Source organism: Pseudoalteromonas sp. GB56 (assembly GCF_054923835.1).
In genome coordinates this window covers 291741-307500 of the sequence record NZ_JBPCHK010000001.1, presented here as the reverse complement: position 1 = coordinate 307500, position 15760 = coordinate 291741, and the positions used below count along the sequence as shown (strand labels likewise).

Genomic DNA, 15760 nt, shown 5'->3' with positions numbered 1-15760 from the left:
TACCATTGGGGGTAGAGCACTGTTTGGGCTAGGGGGTCATCCCGACTTACCAACCCCATGCAAACTCCGAATACCAATGAGTACTATCCGGGAGACACACGGCGGGTGCTAACGTCCGTCGTGGAGAGGGAAACAACCCAGACCGCCAGCTAAGGTCCCAAAGTGTATGTTAAGTGGGAAACGATGTGGGAAGGCTAAAACAGCTAGGAGGTTGGCTTAGAAGCAGCCACCCTTTAAAGAAAGCGTAATAGCTCACTAGTCGAGTCGGCCTGCGCGGAAGATGTAACGGGGCTAAACATACCACCGAAGCTGCGGCTGCGAGCTTTGCTCGCGGGGTAGGGGAGCGTTGTGTAAGTGGCTGAAGGTGTGCCGGGAGGCATGCTGGACATATCACAAGTGCGAATGCTGACATGAGTAACGACAATGCGGGTGAAAAACCCGCACGCCGGAAGACCAAGGGTTCCTATCCCATGTTAATCAGGGTAGGGTGAGTCGACCCCTAAGGCGAGGCCGAAAGGCGTAGTCGATGGGAAACGGGTTAATATTCCCGTACTTGGTATAAATGCGATGGGGGGACGGAGAAGGCTAGGCAGGCACGGCGTTGGTTGTCCGTGTGAAAGTATGTAGGCTTGAATCTTAGGAAAATCCGGGATTCTTTAAGGCTGAGATACGAGACGACACTCTACGGAGTGGAAGCTGTTGGTGCCATACTTCCAGGAAAAGCCTCTAAGCTTCAGTTTATACCGAATCGTACCCCAAACCGACACAGGTGGTCAGGTAGAGAATACTAAGGCGCTTGAGAGAACTCGGGTGAAGGAACTAGGCAAAATAGTACCGTAACTTCGGGAGAAGGTACGCTCTTGAGTGTGAAGGACTTGCTCCGTAAGCACTTGAGAGTCGCAGTGACCAGGTGGCTGGGACTGTTTATTAAAAACACAGCACTGTGCTAAATCGCGAGATGACGTATACGGTGTGACACCTGCCCGGTGCCGGAAGGTTAATTGATGGGGTTAGTCTTCGGACGAAGCTCTTGATCGAAGCCCCGGTAAACGGCGGCCGTAACTATAACGGTCCTAAGGTAGCGAAATTCCTTGTCGGGTAAGTTCCGACCTGCACGAATGGTGTAACCATGGCCACGCTGTCTCCACCCGAGACTCAGTGAAATTGAAATCGCAGTGAAGATGCTGTGTACCCGCGGCTAGACGGAAAGACCCCGTGAACCTTTACTACAGCTTGGCACTGAACATTGAGCCTACATGTGTAGGATAGGTGGGAGGCTTTGAAGCGGTGACGCCAGTTACCGTGGAGCCATCCTTGAAATACCACCCTTGTATGTTTGATGTTCTAACGTTGGCCCCTGAATCGGGGTTGCGGACAGTGCCTGGTGGGTAGTTTGACTGGGGCGGTCTCCTCCCAAAGAGTAACGGAGGAGCACGAAGGTTGGCTAAGTACGGTCGGACATCGTACGGTTAGTGTAATGGTAGAAGCCAGCTTAACTGCGAGACAGACACGTCGAGCAGGTACGAAAGTAGGTCATAGTGATCCGGTGGTTCTGAATGGAAGGGCCATCGCTCAACGGATAAAAGGTACTCCGGGGATAACAGGCTGATACCGCCCAAGAGTTCATATCGACGGCGGTGTTTGGCACCTCGATGTCGGCTCATCACATCCTGGGGCTGAAGTCGGTCCCAAGGGTATGGCTGTTCGCCATTTAAAGTGGTACGCGAGCTGGGTTTAGAACGTCGTGAGACAGTTCGGTCCCTATCTGCCGTGGGCGTTTGAGAATTGAGAGGGGCTGCTCCTAGTACGAGAGGACCGGAGTGGACGAACCGCTGGTGTTCGGGTTGTCATGCCAATGGCACTGCCCGGTAGCTACGTTCGGAATCGATAACCGCTGAAAGCATCTAAGCGGGAAGCGAGCCTCGAGATGAGTTCTCACTTGGAGTTCGACTCCACTAAAGGGCCGTTGAAGACTACAACGTTGATAGGCAGGATGTGGAAGCGCTGTGAGGCGTTAAGCTAACCTGTACTAATTACCCGTGAGGCTTAACCATACAACGCCAAAATGGTGTGAGACTGTTAAGTTAGAAGTTAGAGATTAAAGACTGAAGTAGACGATTTACTTATAAAGCTTTCCGAATTAATACTGATTGCAATAGCGATTAGTAACCAACTTTGCTTGGTGATAATAGCGTTCTGGACCCACCTGACCCCATGCCGAACTCAGAAGTGAAACGGAACTGCGCCGATGATAGTGTGGCATTTGCCATGTGAAAGTAGGTCATCACCAGGCTCCTAATTAAAGAAACCCGTTGCAGCAATGCAGCGGGTTTTTTGCGTTCAGGCGTTTTAAAATTATCAGTCAGAGTACAATCAATTCATCCATGAAGTATCTCTCCCTCGCGCATCCATGTAGTATTGAATACTTCCTGTATTCACCCCTTCGGGCCAGCTAACGCTGTTCAAATCTGTTCCAGACAGATTTGTCACTTCCTCGAACTGCGAAGCGAGGTTTCGGTTTCTCGTCACCCAAACTCAGAAGTGAAACGGAACTGCCGGAAGGCCGGCCCCGACTAGGCGTCCCCGACCGATGATAGTGTGGCATTTGCCATGTGAAAGTAGGGAGAAAGCGGGAATAATGAAGTAAAGAGTTTTACTTCATCCGCTTGAACGCTGGCGGCCTCAGGCCGTAAGCCGGGCCATCACCAGGCTAGGCGCCCCCGACTCCTAATTAAAGAAACCCGTTGCAGCAATGCAGCGGGTTTTTTGCTTTGTGGCATTCTTTCTGGCATTAAGTCCTTTAATACCCATCTCATTTGTTGGATCAAGCTTATTAAATCTTGTTAAACAGTATTTGCGCTATAAATAGCACCTGAGACTTGGGTGTAAATACGTTAGAATAACTAGAAGATTTGTTTAGATGCTTTGTGGCAGTTGAAGTAGAGGTTGATTTGTTTGTACTAGCGGCATACGTATTAGTGTTTGCACTCTTTGGAGTAGCTGGAACTTACTTTGCAAAGTTTCTTTACTTTCAATGGTATCGTCAGGAAATGAGGCCAAAATACATTATTAAAGCGCTAATATGCATCTTGGCTATTGTCTTTATTTCATCTGGCTTAAGTTTACTCGGATACTAATTAGTAAACTGAATTTGAAGAGCCTGATACCTTCACGCATTGAGACTCTTGGCATTGGGTTGCCGGACGAACCAAATGCTGGCAAATGCTCATCATGCCAGAAGTTAAATTGTATTGATGCTCCTGTGCAGTGAGTTTTTGTGCTAATTGCTCTACTTGAGCAGCTTCGGTTGTCTTTGTTGAATACACGACATATTCGTTTGCTCCGCCACAGGCCCGACTGCCTACAGCAAGTACTTTACATTGCTCACTCGTGTCACAGGACTTATCTTGAGTTAATTCGTGGATATTTTTGTAGCCAGCACGGATGGACTCAGCTGTAACTTCAATGTTGCCAATATTACCAACTTTATCTCGGGTAATTTTTTGTGCTTCAACAGCTTTAGGCACAGATTTGGTACTACCAACTTCGGCCTTTTTCGGCTCTGTGTATTGCGTAGTTTCAGTGTTGGTTTCTTCTGTGTTGTTGCATGCGCTCAAAGCGAGTGTAGCAACGGCAATTAATGTTAAACGCATAATTGTTATAATCTAGTTGATGTTATCCACCATCATACAAACATTTCATCAATGCGCCAATTTCATTACGAGTAAAGTGTGTTAGCTGTTAATACCACCTTGGGTTAATAGTGTTGGGTCTAGAAGCTCCTTGAGTTCTTGATAATCAATCTCGGTCTCAGCAGCGGCAACATCCAAAATAGACCTTTGCTCAGCATATGCCTTTTTCGCGATTGCTGCGGCTTTCTCGTAGCCAATAACTGGATTTAACGCTGTTACAAGGATTGGATTTTTAGCCAGTGACTGTGTGATATTCTGGTCGTTGATTTTAAAACTAGCGATTGCTTTATCTGCCAATGCGACGCATGTGTTCGCTAGTATTTCAATACTTTGAAGCAAGTTGTAGGCTACAACAGGAAGCATTACGTTCAACTCAAAATTGCCAGATTGCCCTGCGACAGTGATAGTCGCATCGTTGCCAATGACTTGAGCAGCGGCCATGGCCGTTGCCTCTGGGATCACTGGGTTCACTTTGCCGGGCATAATGGATGATCCTGGTTGTAACGCCTCTAACTCAATTTCGCCAAGCCCAGCGAGAGGCCCTGAATTCATCCATCTTAGGTCGTTTGCAACTTTCATTAATGCGACGGCTAATGTTTTTAACTGTCCTGATACGGCAACGGCGGTATCTTGTGTAGCTATCTGGAAAAACAAATTGTCCGCTGGTACAAATTCGACATGCGTTTGTTGAGATAGCTCACTTGCAAACAGCTCAGCGAAATGGGGATCAGCATTTATTCCAGTGCCTACGGCAGTTCCGCCTTGTGCCAATTGCCGCAACTGTGATGCACTAGATTGAATGTGGTACTTGGCTTGAGAGATTTGCGCTTGCCAGCCAGACATACTTTGAGCAAAAGTAACGGGCATTGCATCCATTAAATGTGTTCGTCCTGTTTTGACATGTCCACCAACTTGCTCCATTTTGGCGCCGATGACACTAATAAGATGCTCAATAGCAGGTAGCAATGTGTGTTCTATGGCTATCGACGCACTTACGTGGATTGTGGTTGGAATAACATCATTTGAGCTTTGCCCCATATTTACATGGTCATTAGGGTGCACTTTCTCACCAATAATATCACTGGCTCGGGTGGCAATTACTTCGTTGGCATTCATGTTTGAGCTGGTGCCAGAGCCCGTTTGAAATACATCCACCGGAAATTGTTCGAGATGCTGGCCATTAATAATTTCACTACACGCCTTGCTGATTGCAACAAATTGCTTGCTGTCCAAATGTCCCAGTTCGTGATTTGCCTTTGCAGATGCGCGCTTGACGTGGGCAAGTGCAGTGATAAATGAAGCGGGCATAACCAATGAACTGATTGTGAAATTATTTACAGCACGCTGAGTTTGAGCTTGATACAGCGCGTCTGTGGGTACGTGTAAATCTCCCATGCTGTCGTGTTCAGTTCTGTATGTGTTGGTCATGGACTTCTTCCTTTAGAATGTGCAAGGGGGGATGCTGCAGGCTAGCCTGCAGCTTGGTGGGGGTACTAGTCGATGTATGCTTTTAACATCCAAACCAGTTTCTCTTGCTCTTTGATGTAGTCACTCATTAACGCAGCGGTGCCCTCATCCGCATTGTCGCTGGCATCATTCAGGATGATACGTTGCATTCTGATAAGTGTACTGTATCCATCTAATAGGTTTTGGACCGCTTGAGTCCCATCACTGATATTTTTCGCTTCATTGATTTGACTCAATTCGATGTAGTCTGAAAATGCATGCAGCGGTTCGCCACCTAAAGTCAAAATTCGTTCTGCTATCTCATCGACTTTAAGCAGCAGAAGGTTGTATATCTCTTCAAATTTGACATGTAACTCAAAAAAGTCGCGGCCTTTTATGTTCCAGTGAAAGCCTCGAGCATTCATGTACTGGATTTGATAGCAGCTGAGTAGACGGTTCAGTTCTTCAATGATGTTTTGTGTTTCACTCGTATCCAATCCAATTGCATTTACTTGCGACATAGCTGTCTCCTTTGCGTTTGTTTATGTTCACCAGTATGGCTCATAGCTCACTGATAACAAGCGGATAAAATCGATGTTGGTTATCACTTAAACCGATTTACGTTGTAGATAACAGTAACTACATGGGCATGATGTATGCCAAAAACAACCATGGAATGATTAAATCTTGATCTATCGCAAAAGTGAAATCGGTGTATTGTATTTGCACTAAGAAAATTGATTTAGCGCAAAGTTTAACCAATTGTGAGCGCCATAATCTTCCTATCAACACGAGGAGATGTGGTTATGAATAAATCTAAAAAAGCTGAAATCACTGTTTGCATTATCGCTGTTTTAACGTTTGTCATCGGCTTGGTTGGTCACCTTGCGGGAGCGAGTTATGCAAACTCAGATGCCTTTGGCATTATTGCAGCGCCAATTCCTTTGATCGTCGGCATAATTGCTTTCGTGTCATATAAAATTGCCGCTTCAGCTGAGAACTAATCAGTCTCTAGCTCGCTGAGTATGTAATCGACAACCTTACGGGAATAAATCAGACTGGTGTGGCTCAAATGAAACACTTTGTGCTGCGCCATACCTTGAAGCTTGGTTTCGTCGACCATAACAGTCCCATCGGATGGCTTGCCATGCTCTAGTAGAGGCAAAATGCCAATGGGAAGGTCCCCAGCAATGCTGTATAGCTTGGCGTTGAAGGGCCAGTCATGATTATCACTCACCAAGTATTCAAGGCTGTTTTTGAGCAACCCTTTCATACCTTTTTGTTCCATATGACGGGCAATTTGAGCGCCTTTGTGTGGTGTACCTAAGGTAAAGACCTTTTTAACATTGGCGACTTGAGGGGCATCATGACTGAGATATCGCCTCGCAATGAGCCCGCCCATTGAATGACATACGAACGCACATTTATCTTCGCCGATGAATTCATTTATGCGCCCGAAGATTAAGTCGGTATTTGGATTTAAGGTGTTGTAGGACAGATTGAGGATTTCATAGCCGTGCTTTTGTAAACGAGCGCACAAGGGGTGCATCACAAACCCTGACATGTACAAACCATGTAATACCACGACCTTTTTGATCATTGCTGTCCTTAGAGACTTATGTTCCCGTATCAGGCTATTTAGCCTTGAGTGAGTAGGGAGGTCAAGGTAATTTGCAGTGTTTGTTCGTTATTACTTACCCACACTTCATTATCTTCAATAGTGATCGTCAGGTCGACACTGCGTGAAGCCATAGCCGCAAGCTGCTGAGTTTCTTCGTAGGCAAGGCTTATAATTGTGAGATTCTTAAATTGACTCAACTTTTGTTGATTTTTTTGCCACCAAACTGACTGGTTATTCTCGCCATAGGTATACAGAATTACATGCTTGGCTTGCGTGCAGGCTTTTTTTATACGCTTTTCTTCTGGTAGACCCAAATCTATCCATAGACTGATACTGTCATCAAGTTCGCGCACCCACAATTCAGGTTCATCTTCAGCACATAGACCTTTGGTAAACTGTAATTCCTCACTGGCATTAAGTGCGAATGCCAATAAGCGGATCATCAGGCGCTGTTCTGTTTCCGAAGGATGTTGTGCAACTGTCATAGGGTATTCTTGATAATGATGACGGTTCATATCACTAATATTAAGACGCGCTTTTATAATGGTGGCCTTCAGTGCCATAACAACTCCGGATAGGGTAGGTAAAGCGGGCAGTATACACATTTACGTGTTGGAGTGCGCGATTACTCATAATTTGAGTCACAAAGTAAAGTCAGTGAAACAGGCGCCTAGCATGGTGTACAATATCAAGTCTGGCTGTGGTATTTCATACTTCAGTCTTGTCGAATATCACCGGTGCGAAACTAAACAAAGGCTATCAATCAAATGAGTAGAGCAGGAATTCAATGGTTCCCAGGCCATATGAACAAGGCGCGTAACGAAATCAAAGAAATCATGCCACAAATGGATGTGATTATTGAGGTGTTAGATGCGCGTATTCCTTATAGCAGTGAAAACCCGATGGTTGGCGCTTTGCGCGCAGACAAGCCGGTCATAAAGATCCTCAATAAAGCAGACTTAGCTGACTCGAGTATGACGACTCAATGGATGCAATACCTTGAGCAAGAAACGGGTGTTAAGGCATTGGCTCTAGAGCATGACAAAGCGGGTCAAGTAAGCAAGATAGTTGATTTGTGTAAGAAGTTGGTACCGCATAAAGTGGGTGCGGATAAGCAAATCAAAGCCATGATCATGGGAATCCCAAATGTGGGTAAATCGACATTGATCAATACGCTTGCGGGACGTATTGTTGCTAAAACCGGAAATGAACCTGCCGTTACAAAAGCTCAGCAACGTATCAAAATTGATGAAGGTATCATGCTCTATGATACTCCAGGTATGTTGTGGCCAAAGGTTGAAAATGAAAATTCTGGCTACCGTTTAGCAGCAACGGGTGCTATCCGAGACACAGCCATTGAGTATGAAGATGTGGCCAGTTACACCGCTGAATACTTGCTACAAGCATACCCTCAGTTACTGGTGGAACGTTATAAAGTCGACCCGCTGCCAGAACATGACTATGACTTTATGTTGGCTGCGGGCAAAAAACGCGGATGTATCCGTGGCGGTAATCAAGTGGATTTACATAAGTTTTCGGAGATTTTAATCAATGAACTCCGAGATGCTGTAATAGGCCGCATTACTATGGAAACACCGCAAATGCGTGAGCAAGAAGAAGAAATGGTTGCAGAATTGCGCGCTGCTGCGGAAGCGAAAAAAGCAGCGAAAGAGGAAGAAAAGCGTCAACGTCGTGCACGTGCGCGCAAAAATCGCCGCTGATCCACTGATTTTTAAATAAATAACAGATATAAAAAAAGCCCGTTAGGGCTTTTTTGTTTTCATATCTACCGTCACCGATATGAGCAATGTAGCAAGTAAAGTGTATTCGGTTGGCAGCGCGACCAAATCAAGGGGCGTTGAGGAGTTTTGCCACCAACTAAGCGTCTTACGGACGCCAATCGTGTTTCAGGGTCATGAAACAAATATGTGTTAACAAAACAATGAGGAAACAGATTCATTCGCCTTGTTGAGATTGATTATCAATTAGATTTGGGCGTTCGTCAATATCTTTTTGAGAATAATTCTCAATAAAAAGGATGTACCTGTAATGGGTTGAAATTAATGGGCGTTTTGTTTTTACTTAAGCTATGGTTATAAAAAAGAAAAATGGGTTTACGATCATGGCAAATGCTAACTATCCACAAGGGCACTTTTGCTGGGCGGAATTATGCTCAACAGATTGGCAAGGCGGAAAATCTTTTTACAGCGACTTATTTACTTGGACCGCAGAGGATCAACCCATCGGTGATGGACTGTTTTACACCATGCTGCAAAAACAAAAGCTTGATATCGCAGCTATGTATCAAATGCCTGCTGATCAGCAAGCCCAAGGAGTTCCTAGCTATTGGCTGAGCTATATTGCTGTGGATGATGTTAAAGCGAAGGCTGCTGAAGCCAAGGAGCTAGGTGCAACCATTGTTCATGGCCCGCATGACATTCCTGGTGCGGGTGAAATGGTCCTGCTTTGTGATCCTGCGGGTGCCATGATTGCTTTGTGGCAAGGTAAAGGTCACAAGGGCTCGCAAAGAAAGGACGAAGAGAGTACACCTTGTTGGTTTGAGTTAGCGACACGTGATCCCGCTGCCTGTGCTGACTTCTATTGCGCATTACTCGGTTTACAAACCGAGGATAAACCTATGGATGGGATGCAGTACACCTTATTCAAAGCCCAAGACCAAGTTGTTGGCGGTATGCTGGCGATGAATGAACAGTGGCCAGATGACATTCCTTCTCACTGGATGGTGTACTTTGCTGTTGATGACTGCGATAAGCGCACGGAGCAAGCAGCTTCTTTAGGGGGTGAAGTATGTGTTCAACCCATGGATGTGCCGGAAGTTGGGCGCTTTAGTGTGATAACGGATCCGCAAGGTGCAGTGTTTTCAATAATTAAACTCAACAATTAGTTTAATTTTTAAATTTAATCCCCAACTCTTGGTGTAAATACAGTAAGAGTTGGGGGAATAATATGACACAGCATGTTGTGATCACTGGTGCAAACCGTGGTATTGGCCTTGAATTGGCAAAGCACTATCTTGATCAAGGCTACCAAGTGACCGCCGTTGTGCGTAACAGCAGTGAGGAGTTGAACTCGCTAAATGTTAATTTGGTCGCCGGTATTGATGTGAGTAATCCAACAGATGTGCAACGGCTCGTAGAGGAACTGACCGCGCCTATCGATCTGCTTATCAATAACGCGGGTGTTTTCCATAACGAGACGCTTACTCACATGGATTTTGCAGCCATTGAACAGCAATTCGCAATCAATGCTCTTGCCCCCATTCGCGTAACACATGCGCTTCAACATCAATTAAATCCTCATGCAAAAGTTGCCATGATCACTTCAAGAATGGGCTCTATCGCAGATAATGGCTCTGGCGGCTACATCGGTTATCGTATGTCTAAAGCTGCGCTCAATGCCGCCTCTGTCAGTCTTGCTCACGAGTTAAAAGGGAAGCATATTGCTGTAGGCTTGTTCCATCCTGGGTTTGTGCAAACCCGTATGGTTGGGTTTGCAGGAGATGTTACACCAGCCGAAGCAGCTCAAGGCATCAGTCAAAGGATCAGTGAATTAACGCTAGAAAATACAGGCGGATTTTGGCACGCCAATGGTGAAAAATTACCTTGGTGATGATTTAAACACCTGATAATCAACATCTAAACAGACGGCAAGTGTATGTAAGAGCACTTGTTCGTCTTCATTCACCTCGCCATCGTGGGTCACACATATCTGGCATGCCTCCAGTAATGCTTGCTTTTTCACGCTTGGCAAAGACTTTAGAATCAACAAGGCGCGATGAAGCCTGATGAGCTGACATTGTGCTTGGTCCGAGTAGGTTATTGATAATTGCAACGTATCCGCTGCCGCATGCAATGCGGCACGCTGTTTGTCTTGATCTTGATGACCAAAACTAGCTAATGCGCCAAGTAGTTGCCCACACGCTGAGATAATCAGCGGTTTACTCAAGGCAACAGTTTTTTTCTGGCTCAGACCAATCAATGCATGTGCGGTTAATTCATAAAATGCCCAGGCATGAAGTTGCCATTCGTCATGAGACTTAACAAACTCCTCAAGTGAAGTAACAAACCGCTTTTGCTCAACCTTCGGTAAACAGCGTAATGCACCGATGGCGACTTCTAACAACATAAATTTTTTCTTGAGCGCTAAAGAATGGAGTGCCGATTCAGCTTGATCGAACTTGTACGTATCAACGTTAGGCATCCCAATAACTTGTCGCAGTTGTTTCTCTCGATCTCCCAATTGTCATGTAAGCACAACAACATGACTAACCATTTAGCATCAATCGGTTCATGAGCAAGATAGCCAAGTACATCATCTATACCTTCGAGCTTTAATTTGTTTTCAGGGTTTGTGGCATGATATTGGGCTTGCAAATGTGAATGTGCATGTGCTGTCATCGCTTCAGGAATAACAGCAGTGCGCGGGCGCTCAATAATCGTGCCGTCCCAAGATGGATCGAGTGCTTTGATTCGCTTTGCCAAAGGCGGGTGGGTACTAAACCATGAAAACCAAGGGCTGAGGGCGTTGGAAAAAAACAAATGGCTGTATGTATGTGCGTTATTTTGACGTAAATTATTTTTCCTTGGGCTCCCAGCAATCACCAGCAGCGCTTCCGCCAGTTCATAAGGAGAGCGAGTCAGCTCTGCAGAGCCCGCATCAGCTAAAAACTCGCGCTGACGACATACCATGGCTTTAATTAAGTCTCCCAATTGGGTGCCGAGCCAACCAAAAATAGTCAGTACCAGCCCTAATACGATGGTAAACCCAGCGCCGTCTCCTTTGGTTCTCGCCCTTTTAGACGCGTTCATAGCGCTGTAGAGAAGGGCTTCACCACTTTGGCCAATGAAAGTGATGCCGAATAACAAGGCGCTCATGCGCACATTCAAGCGTACATCACCATGACGTATATGGCTAAATTCATGGGCGACAACCGCTTGCAGTTGATCTCTACTTAGTTGCGTCAATGCTCCTTGAGTGACAGCGATGATGCTATCGTGGCTGTGGTACCCCGCAGCAAACGCGTTGATACTGGGCTGTTGCCTGAGAATGTATACACCCGGCACTGGCATGCGAGCAGCAATTGCCACTTCTTCAACCACATTAAGGAGTTGCCTTTCTAAAGGGTCATAGCAATTACTTTGTACTTGCTCACCGCCAAGTTGAACAGCAACCACATGCCCACCACGTCGCAGCTGAAAATATTTATACAGAACAGCGACGCCTATGACACTTCCGATAGTCAGCGCAATGCCTAGATGAAAGCCATAAACTGTTTGGCTGTGTTGTCTTCCTTGATAAAACAAGGTGTGAGGATCGGTGCCATAGATTTCCATGAACCACAAAATGGGCCAGTGAGCTAAAGCAATGAGTGTTGTGACGGCAAGCACAAACAGAGTCACCAGCAACCAAGTTTTACGCCGTGCTTGTCGCTGGTGGGCTAGGAAGTTCTGCACCTTAGTTGAAAGACACTTTTGGCGCCTGACGCTGAGTTTGAGGATCGTCTAATTCAAGTAAAGGTGCGTCAGTAAGGTGGCCTGTCATTTTGGCTACTAACAAAGGTGGGAAACTTTGTTTGTAACTGTTGTATTGCATGACTGAATCATTGTAGGCCTGTCGCGAGAAGGCGATACGGTTTTCTGTACTGGTTAAATCTTCACTCAAGCTAGCCATGGTGCTATCTGCTTTCAATTCCGGGTAATCTTCGATACTGATTTGCAAAGCGCCGAGAGCACTTGTTAGCGCACCTTCTGAGCTAGCAAGGTTTGCAAGTGCTGCGGCATTGATGCCATCACCTTTGAGAGCTTTTAATGCGCTCACGGCTTGATTTCTCGCTTCAATAACCGCAGTGAGTGTTTTTTGCTCATGGTCTAGATAGGCTTTCGCGGTGGCGACAAGATTAGGGATCAAATCATGGCGGCGATGCAATTGCACATCTATTTGAGCAAACGCATTTTGGTATTCATTTTTGTATTGAACTAAGGTATTGAAGATAATTATTGCGCCAATGGCGATGATTACCAATATGATCAAAAACACAGTCATGGAGTTATTCCTTCCCTATTTACGCAGACATAAAACATTTCATGCTCTGCTTGCCAAGTGCATAACATCTTGATTTGACGACACACGCTTCACTAAATATACCTTATCTAGACACAATATCAGCCAAATTAACAACAAATTTTGTTATGATTAAATCAAGTTAACGATCATTTTTGAGGTGTTGAGTGGAACTATCACAAGGTGCTGTACTGAGTTTGCCACTGTTTGTGCTCGATGAGAATTTGTACACAAGAGACATGAGTGAACCCGATTTATTGCTCGAAGTAGAGCTAGATGAAAATTTACTGGCGCACTTGTGTCAAAATCCACCCGAAGACCAATCGGTGAGCTTGCAATTACCTGCATATCAACTGTGCGCGCAATCTGTACCGGTGCCAGAGCAAGCCCATCATGCGATGCTCACTTTAACGCGAGGTCCGTTGCTTGCAGCCGTTGTCGAATGTGAAGATGGTCAAAGCTTTGTGTCACCACAATTAGAAATGATGCCAACATTCGATTTAGGGGATGAGGATGAATAAACTTGGTTGGGTCTTTGCGCTCTTGCTATGTACAGGGTGCGCCGTGTTTGGCGCACAAAAGTACGATAGCTTATTTGGACAAGAGCAGGTGCATAATCGACAAGTCGATGCCTCTGCTGAGCAGCAAAGTTTTTTCCATGACCAAGTTAAACCCGTGATAGACAACCGCTGTGTTGTTTGTCACGGCTGTTATGATGCACCTTGCCAACTTAAGTTATCCTCAGCACAGGGCATTGAACGAGGCCTTTCTAAAGAACTGGTTTATGATGGTACTCGTTTGTTGGCGAGTGATCCCAGTCGATTATTTATTGACGCACAGACGACTGAGCAATGGCGGAGCAGGGGATTCACACCCATTTTAAATGAGCGTGAACAATCCGCCCATGCCAATTTGGTGGCGAGCGTGATGTACCAATCTTTGGCGTTAAAGCAAGCGCACCCATTACCAGAGCAAGCAATTTTGCCTGACGACTTTGACTTTAGTCTCGATAGAGATCAACGTTGCCCGACGATTGCTGAATTTGACGATTTTGCCCAAGACAACCCGCTGGCGGGAATGCCTTATGGTTTACCTGCTATCAGCAATCAAGAAATGGCATTGCTGACCCAGTGGTTACAGCAAGGTGCGCAGATGCCACAGGATCAACCTATCAGTGCGGCGCTGCAAAATGAGGTGGACAAGTGGGAGTCGTTCTTAAATCAAGACAATCTCAAAACTCGTCTAAGTGCACGCTATATCTATGAGCATTGGTATCTGGCCAATATTTATTTTGATAATGTCGACGAAGGCCAATTTTTTAAGCTTGTACGTTCAGCTACACCGCCAGGAAAGCCAATCAAAGTTATCGCAACGCGCAGGCCCTATGAAGACCCAAAAGTGGCGCGAGTGTATTACCGCTTATGGCCAAGCCACAGTACCGTGCTGGCGAAAACCAATATTCCTTTGGCGCTGAACAACGACAAACTTTCGCGGCTAACGCAGCAATTTATTGCCCCTGAATTCAACGTCAAATCACTGCCTGGATACAATATTGAAGTAGCTTCAAACCCCTTTAAAGTGTTTGCGCAGCTCCCCGCGCAATCGCGATATCAATTCATGCTGGATGAAGCCGAGCTCATTATTCGAGGCTTTATTCAAGGGCCTGTGTGTCGCGGGCAAATTGCACTTAATGTGATTAACGATCAATTTTGGGTGGCCTTTGTTGATCCAAAATATGTAGGTAATGAACAGTTCGAGAATTTCCTCATTCGCCATGAAGACATGTTAGACATGCCTGCGCAGGAAGATTCGAATGCTTTGCCCATCTCAAGTTGGGTTAAATATGCGACCAAACAAAGTGAATTTCTTGAGGCCAAAGCACAGCTCGCAAACAAAGTTTTTGCAGGTGGTGAAGGGTTGACTGAAGATATTCTTTGGCAAGGTGAAGGCTATAACAACAACGCTGCACTCACTATCTTCCGCCATTTTAATAGCGCCACCGTCGTCAAAGGTTGGGTGGGCGAACAGCCAAAAACTGCGTGGATCCTTGATTACTCCTTATTTGAACGCATTCATTATCTATTGGTAGCGGGGTTTGATGTCTACGGTAATGTAGGGCATCAGCTCATAACGCGCCTTTACATGGACTTCTTGCGGATGGAAGGGGAAGACAACTTCTTATCGTTATTGCCAAAAGAAGAACGCGCAGCGTTGCGAGCTCACTGGTATCGAAAATCACCAACGAGTTTGGTTGAATTCTTAAAAGACTCAGAAATCCGCTTCAACCAACCTACGGGTATTCAATATCAAACGGATAATCGCAAACGCGAGTTACTCGATAAACTGGCAAGCAAGCTCGAACCTGTTATGAGCCACCGCTATGACTATAAAAATGTGCCTGATTCTCTGCAGCAGCTTAATCAGCTACCTAGTGCAGCTGTCAATTTGCTGCCCCAAGTAAGTTATATTTTGGTGAAAAGCATGGACGAGCAATCAGCACCGCAGGCATACACCTTGGTGCACCATAATGCCCACTTTAATATCAGCAGCCTGTTGCGAGAGGAAGCTCAAAGGGCATACAAAGAAGATAAGGCGCTGGTGGTCCCGGGTTTTATCGGTGATTATCCAGAAGCGCTGTGGGTTATGGATGCTTCAAAGCTAGATACATTTGTTAGCGCAATGAAAAAGATGCGCTCAGAAGACGATTATCGAGCGCTCAAAAATGAATTTGCAATTAGGCGTACACACGTTGACTTTTGGCGTTATAGTGATTTGCTACACAAAGTTGCTAAAGATTACAAAGGCATAGAATATGGCTTGTTTGACTATAATCGTCTAGAAAATCGCTAGAATTTAGCCATAAAAGTGTAACATTTTAACAACACTTGTGTACTTGTGTCTGTTTTGGCAAAATTGCCGC

14 protein-coding genes and 2 rRNA genes (1 of these 16 running past the window's edge) are annotated in these 15760 nt (G+C 45.6%); 8 read left to right on the top strand and 8 right to left on the bottom strand.

The window, feature by feature from the left end; translation table 11 throughout:
* Both ACH19P_RS01470 and rrf read left to right on the top strand, forming a co-directional pair.
* A 23S ribosomal RNA gene (locus ACH19P_RS01470) occupies nucleotides 1–2054 on the top strand (it extends 831 nt beyond the left edge of the window).
* 124 nt (nucleotides 2055–2178) lie between these two features.
* Nucleotides 2179–2293: ribosomal RNA gene (gene rrf / locus ACH19P_RS01465) — 5S ribosomal RNA — on the top strand.
* Between the two features lie 844 nt (nucleotides 2294–3137).
* On the opposite strand, the gene ACH19P_RS01460 is transcribed toward rrf, so the two are convergent.
* The 3 genes from ACH19P_RS01460 to ACH19P_RS01450 form a co-directional block, all read right to left on the bottom strand.
* The gene (locus ACH19P_RS01460; protein ID WP_462156761.1) at nucleotides 3138–3653 is read right to left on the bottom strand and encodes a hypothetical protein; all 516 of its coding nucleotides are present in this window, start codon (nucleotides 3651–3653) and stop codon (nucleotides 3138–3140) included.
* A gap of 81 nt (nucleotides 3654–3734) precedes the next feature.
* Nucleotides 3735–5120 carry a class II fumarate hydratase gene (locus tag ACH19P_RS01455; protein ID WP_462156760.1) on the bottom strand — a complete coding sequence of 462 codons (1386 nt, stop codon included), beginning with the start codon at nucleotides 5118–5120 and terminating at the stop codon, nucleotides 3735–3737.
* 65 nt (nucleotides 5121–5185) lie between these two features.
* On the bottom strand, nucleotides 5186–5659 hold the full coding sequence (locus ACH19P_RS01450) for a Dps family protein (RefSeq protein WP_462156759.1): 474 nt from the start codon (nucleotides 5657–5659) through the stop codon (nucleotides 5186–5188).
* 285 nt (nucleotides 5660–5944) lie between these two features.
* Between ACH19P_RS01450 and ACH19P_RS01445 the strand changes: the two genes are divergently transcribed.
* Nucleotides 5945–6142 (top strand): hypothetical protein, encoded by a 198-nt coding sequence (locus ACH19P_RS01445; RefSeq protein ID WP_462156758.1) that lies wholly within the window; start codon nucleotides 5945–5947, stop codon nucleotides 6140–6142.
* Here ACH19P_RS01445 and ACH19P_RS01440 read toward each other — a convergent pair.
* Nucleotides 6139–6738 carry an esterase/lipase family protein gene (locus ACH19P_RS01440; RefSeq protein WP_462156757.1) on the bottom strand — a complete coding sequence of 200 codons (600 nt, stop codon included), beginning with the start codon at nucleotides 6736–6738 and terminating at the stop codon, nucleotides 6139–6141. The two genes, ACH19P_RS01445 and ACH19P_RS01440, sit on opposite strands and share 4 nt — an antisense overlap.
* 38 nt (nucleotides 6739–6776) lie before the next feature.
* Nucleotides 6777–7322: a YaeQ family protein gene (locus ACH19P_RS01435; RefSeq protein WP_462156756.1), complete on the bottom strand. Its 546-nt coding sequence runs from the start codon at nucleotides 7320–7322 to the stop codon at nucleotides 6777–6779.
* Nucleotides 7323–7526: 204 nt separating this feature from the next.
* Here ACH19P_RS01435 and ylqF point away from each other — a divergent pair, with 204 nt between their 5' ends.
* From ylqF to ACH19P_RS01420, 3 genes are all read left to right on the top strand, one after another.
* Nucleotides 7527–8480 (top strand): ribosome biogenesis GTPase YlqF, encoded by a 954-nt coding sequence (gene ylqF / locus ACH19P_RS01430; protein ID WP_462156755.1) that lies wholly within the window; start codon nucleotides 7527–7529, stop codon nucleotides 8478–8480.
* Nucleotides 8481–8881: 401 nt separating this feature from the next.
* Nucleotides 8882–9664, top strand: coding sequence for a VOC family protein (locus ACH19P_RS01425; protein ID WP_462156754.1), 783 nt, complete (start codon nucleotides 8882–8884; stop codon nucleotides 9662–9664).
* 62 nt (nucleotides 9665–9726) lie between these two features.
* The gene (locus ACH19P_RS01420; RefSeq protein WP_462156753.1) at nucleotides 9727–10389 is read left to right on the top strand and encodes an SDR family oxidoreductase; all 663 of its coding nucleotides are present in this window, start codon (nucleotides 9727–9729) and stop codon (nucleotides 10387–10389) included.
* Here ACH19P_RS01420 and ACH19P_RS01415 read toward each other — a convergent pair.
* Genes ACH19P_RS01415 through ACH19P_RS01405 form a run of 3 tightly spaced genes read right to left on the bottom strand, consistent with a single transcriptional unit; the run spans nucleotide 10378 to nucleotide 12822 of the window.
* Nucleotides 10378–10905 carry a hypothetical protein gene (locus ACH19P_RS01415; RefSeq protein WP_462156752.1) on the bottom strand — a complete coding sequence of 176 codons (528 nt, stop codon included), beginning with the start codon at nucleotides 10903–10905 and terminating at the stop codon, nucleotides 10378–10380. The two genes, ACH19P_RS01420 and ACH19P_RS01415, sit on opposite strands and share 12 nt — an antisense overlap.
* Nucleotides 10906–10922: 17 nt before the next feature.
* Nucleotides 10923–12233 carry a M48 family metallopeptidase gene (locus ACH19P_RS01410; protein WP_462156751.1) on the bottom strand — a complete coding sequence of 437 codons (1311 nt, stop codon included), beginning with the start codon at nucleotides 12231–12233 and terminating at the stop codon, nucleotides 10923–10925.
* A 1-nt stretch (nucleotide 12234) separates the two neighbouring features.
* A complete protein-coding gene (locus tag ACH19P_RS01405; protein WP_462156750.1) occupies nucleotides 12235–12822 on the bottom strand; it encodes a LemA family protein in 588 nt (195 codons plus the stop codon).
* A gap of 185 nt (nucleotides 12823–13007) precedes the next feature.
* Between ACH19P_RS01405 and ACH19P_RS01400 the strand changes: the two genes are divergently transcribed.
* Together ACH19P_RS01400 and ACH19P_RS01395 are read left to right on the top strand one after the other, a co-directional pair.
* On the top strand, nucleotides 13008–13361 hold the full coding sequence (locus ACH19P_RS01400; protein WP_462156749.1) for a hypothetical protein: 354 nt from the start codon (nucleotides 13008–13010) through the stop codon (nucleotides 13359–13361).
* Complete coding sequence (locus ACH19P_RS01395; protein WP_462156748.1) at nucleotides 13354–15690, top strand: fatty acid cis/trans isomerase; 2337 nt, start codon at nucleotides 13354–13356, stop codon at nucleotides 15688–15690. Before ACH19P_RS01400 ends, ACH19P_RS01395 begins: the two co-directional genes overlap by 8 nt.
* The last annotated feature ends 70 nt before the right edge of the window (nucleotides 15691–15760 follow it).

Bases quoted from the DNA above. Each gene is read 5' to 3' on its own strand.
- ACH19P_RS01460 (WP_462156761.1), bottom strand. From the start codon at position 3,653: ATGCGTTTAACATTAATTGCCGTTGCTACACTCGCTTTGAGCGCATGC.
- ACH19P_RS01455 (WP_462156760.1), bottom strand. From the start codon at position 5,120: ATGACCAACACATACAGAACTGAACACGACAGCATGGGAGATTTACAC.
- ACH19P_RS01450 (WP_462156759.1), bottom strand. From the start codon at position 5,659: ATGTCGCAAGTAAATGCAATTGGATTGGATACGAGTGAAACACAAAAC.
- ACH19P_RS01445 (WP_462156758.1), top strand. From the start codon at position 5,945: ATGAATAAATCTAAAAAAGCTGAAATCACTGTTTGCATTATCGCTGTT.
- ACH19P_RS01440 (WP_462156757.1), bottom strand. From the start codon at position 6,738: ATGATCAAAAAGGTCGTGGTATTACATGGTTTGTACATGTCAGGGTTT.
- ACH19P_RS01435 (WP_462156756.1), bottom strand. From the start codon at position 7,322: ATGGCACTGAAGGCCACCATTATAAAAGCGCGTCTTAATATTAGTGAT.
- ylqF (WP_462156755.1), top strand. From the start codon at position 7,527: ATGAGTAGAGCAGGAATTCAATGGTTCCCAGGCCATATGAACAAGGCG.
- ACH19P_RS01425 (WP_462156754.1), top strand. From the start codon at position 8,882: ATGGCAAATGCTAACTATCCACAAGGGCACTTTTGCTGGGCGGAATTA.
- ACH19P_RS01420 (WP_462156753.1), top strand. From the start codon at position 9,727: ATGACACAGCATGTTGTGATCACTGGTGCAAACCGTGGTATTGGCCTT.
- ACH19P_RS01415 (WP_462156752.1), bottom strand. From the start codon at position 10,905: ATGTTGTTAGAAGTCGCCATCGGTGCATTACGCTGTTTACCGAAGGTT.
- ACH19P_RS01405 (WP_462156750.1), bottom strand. From the start codon at position 12,822: ATGACTGTGTTTTTGATCATATTGGTAATCATCGCCATTGGCGCAATA.
- ACH19P_RS01395 (WP_462156748.1), top strand. From the start codon at position 13,354: ATGAATAAACTTGGTTGGGTCTTTGCGCTCTTGCTATGTACAGGGTGC.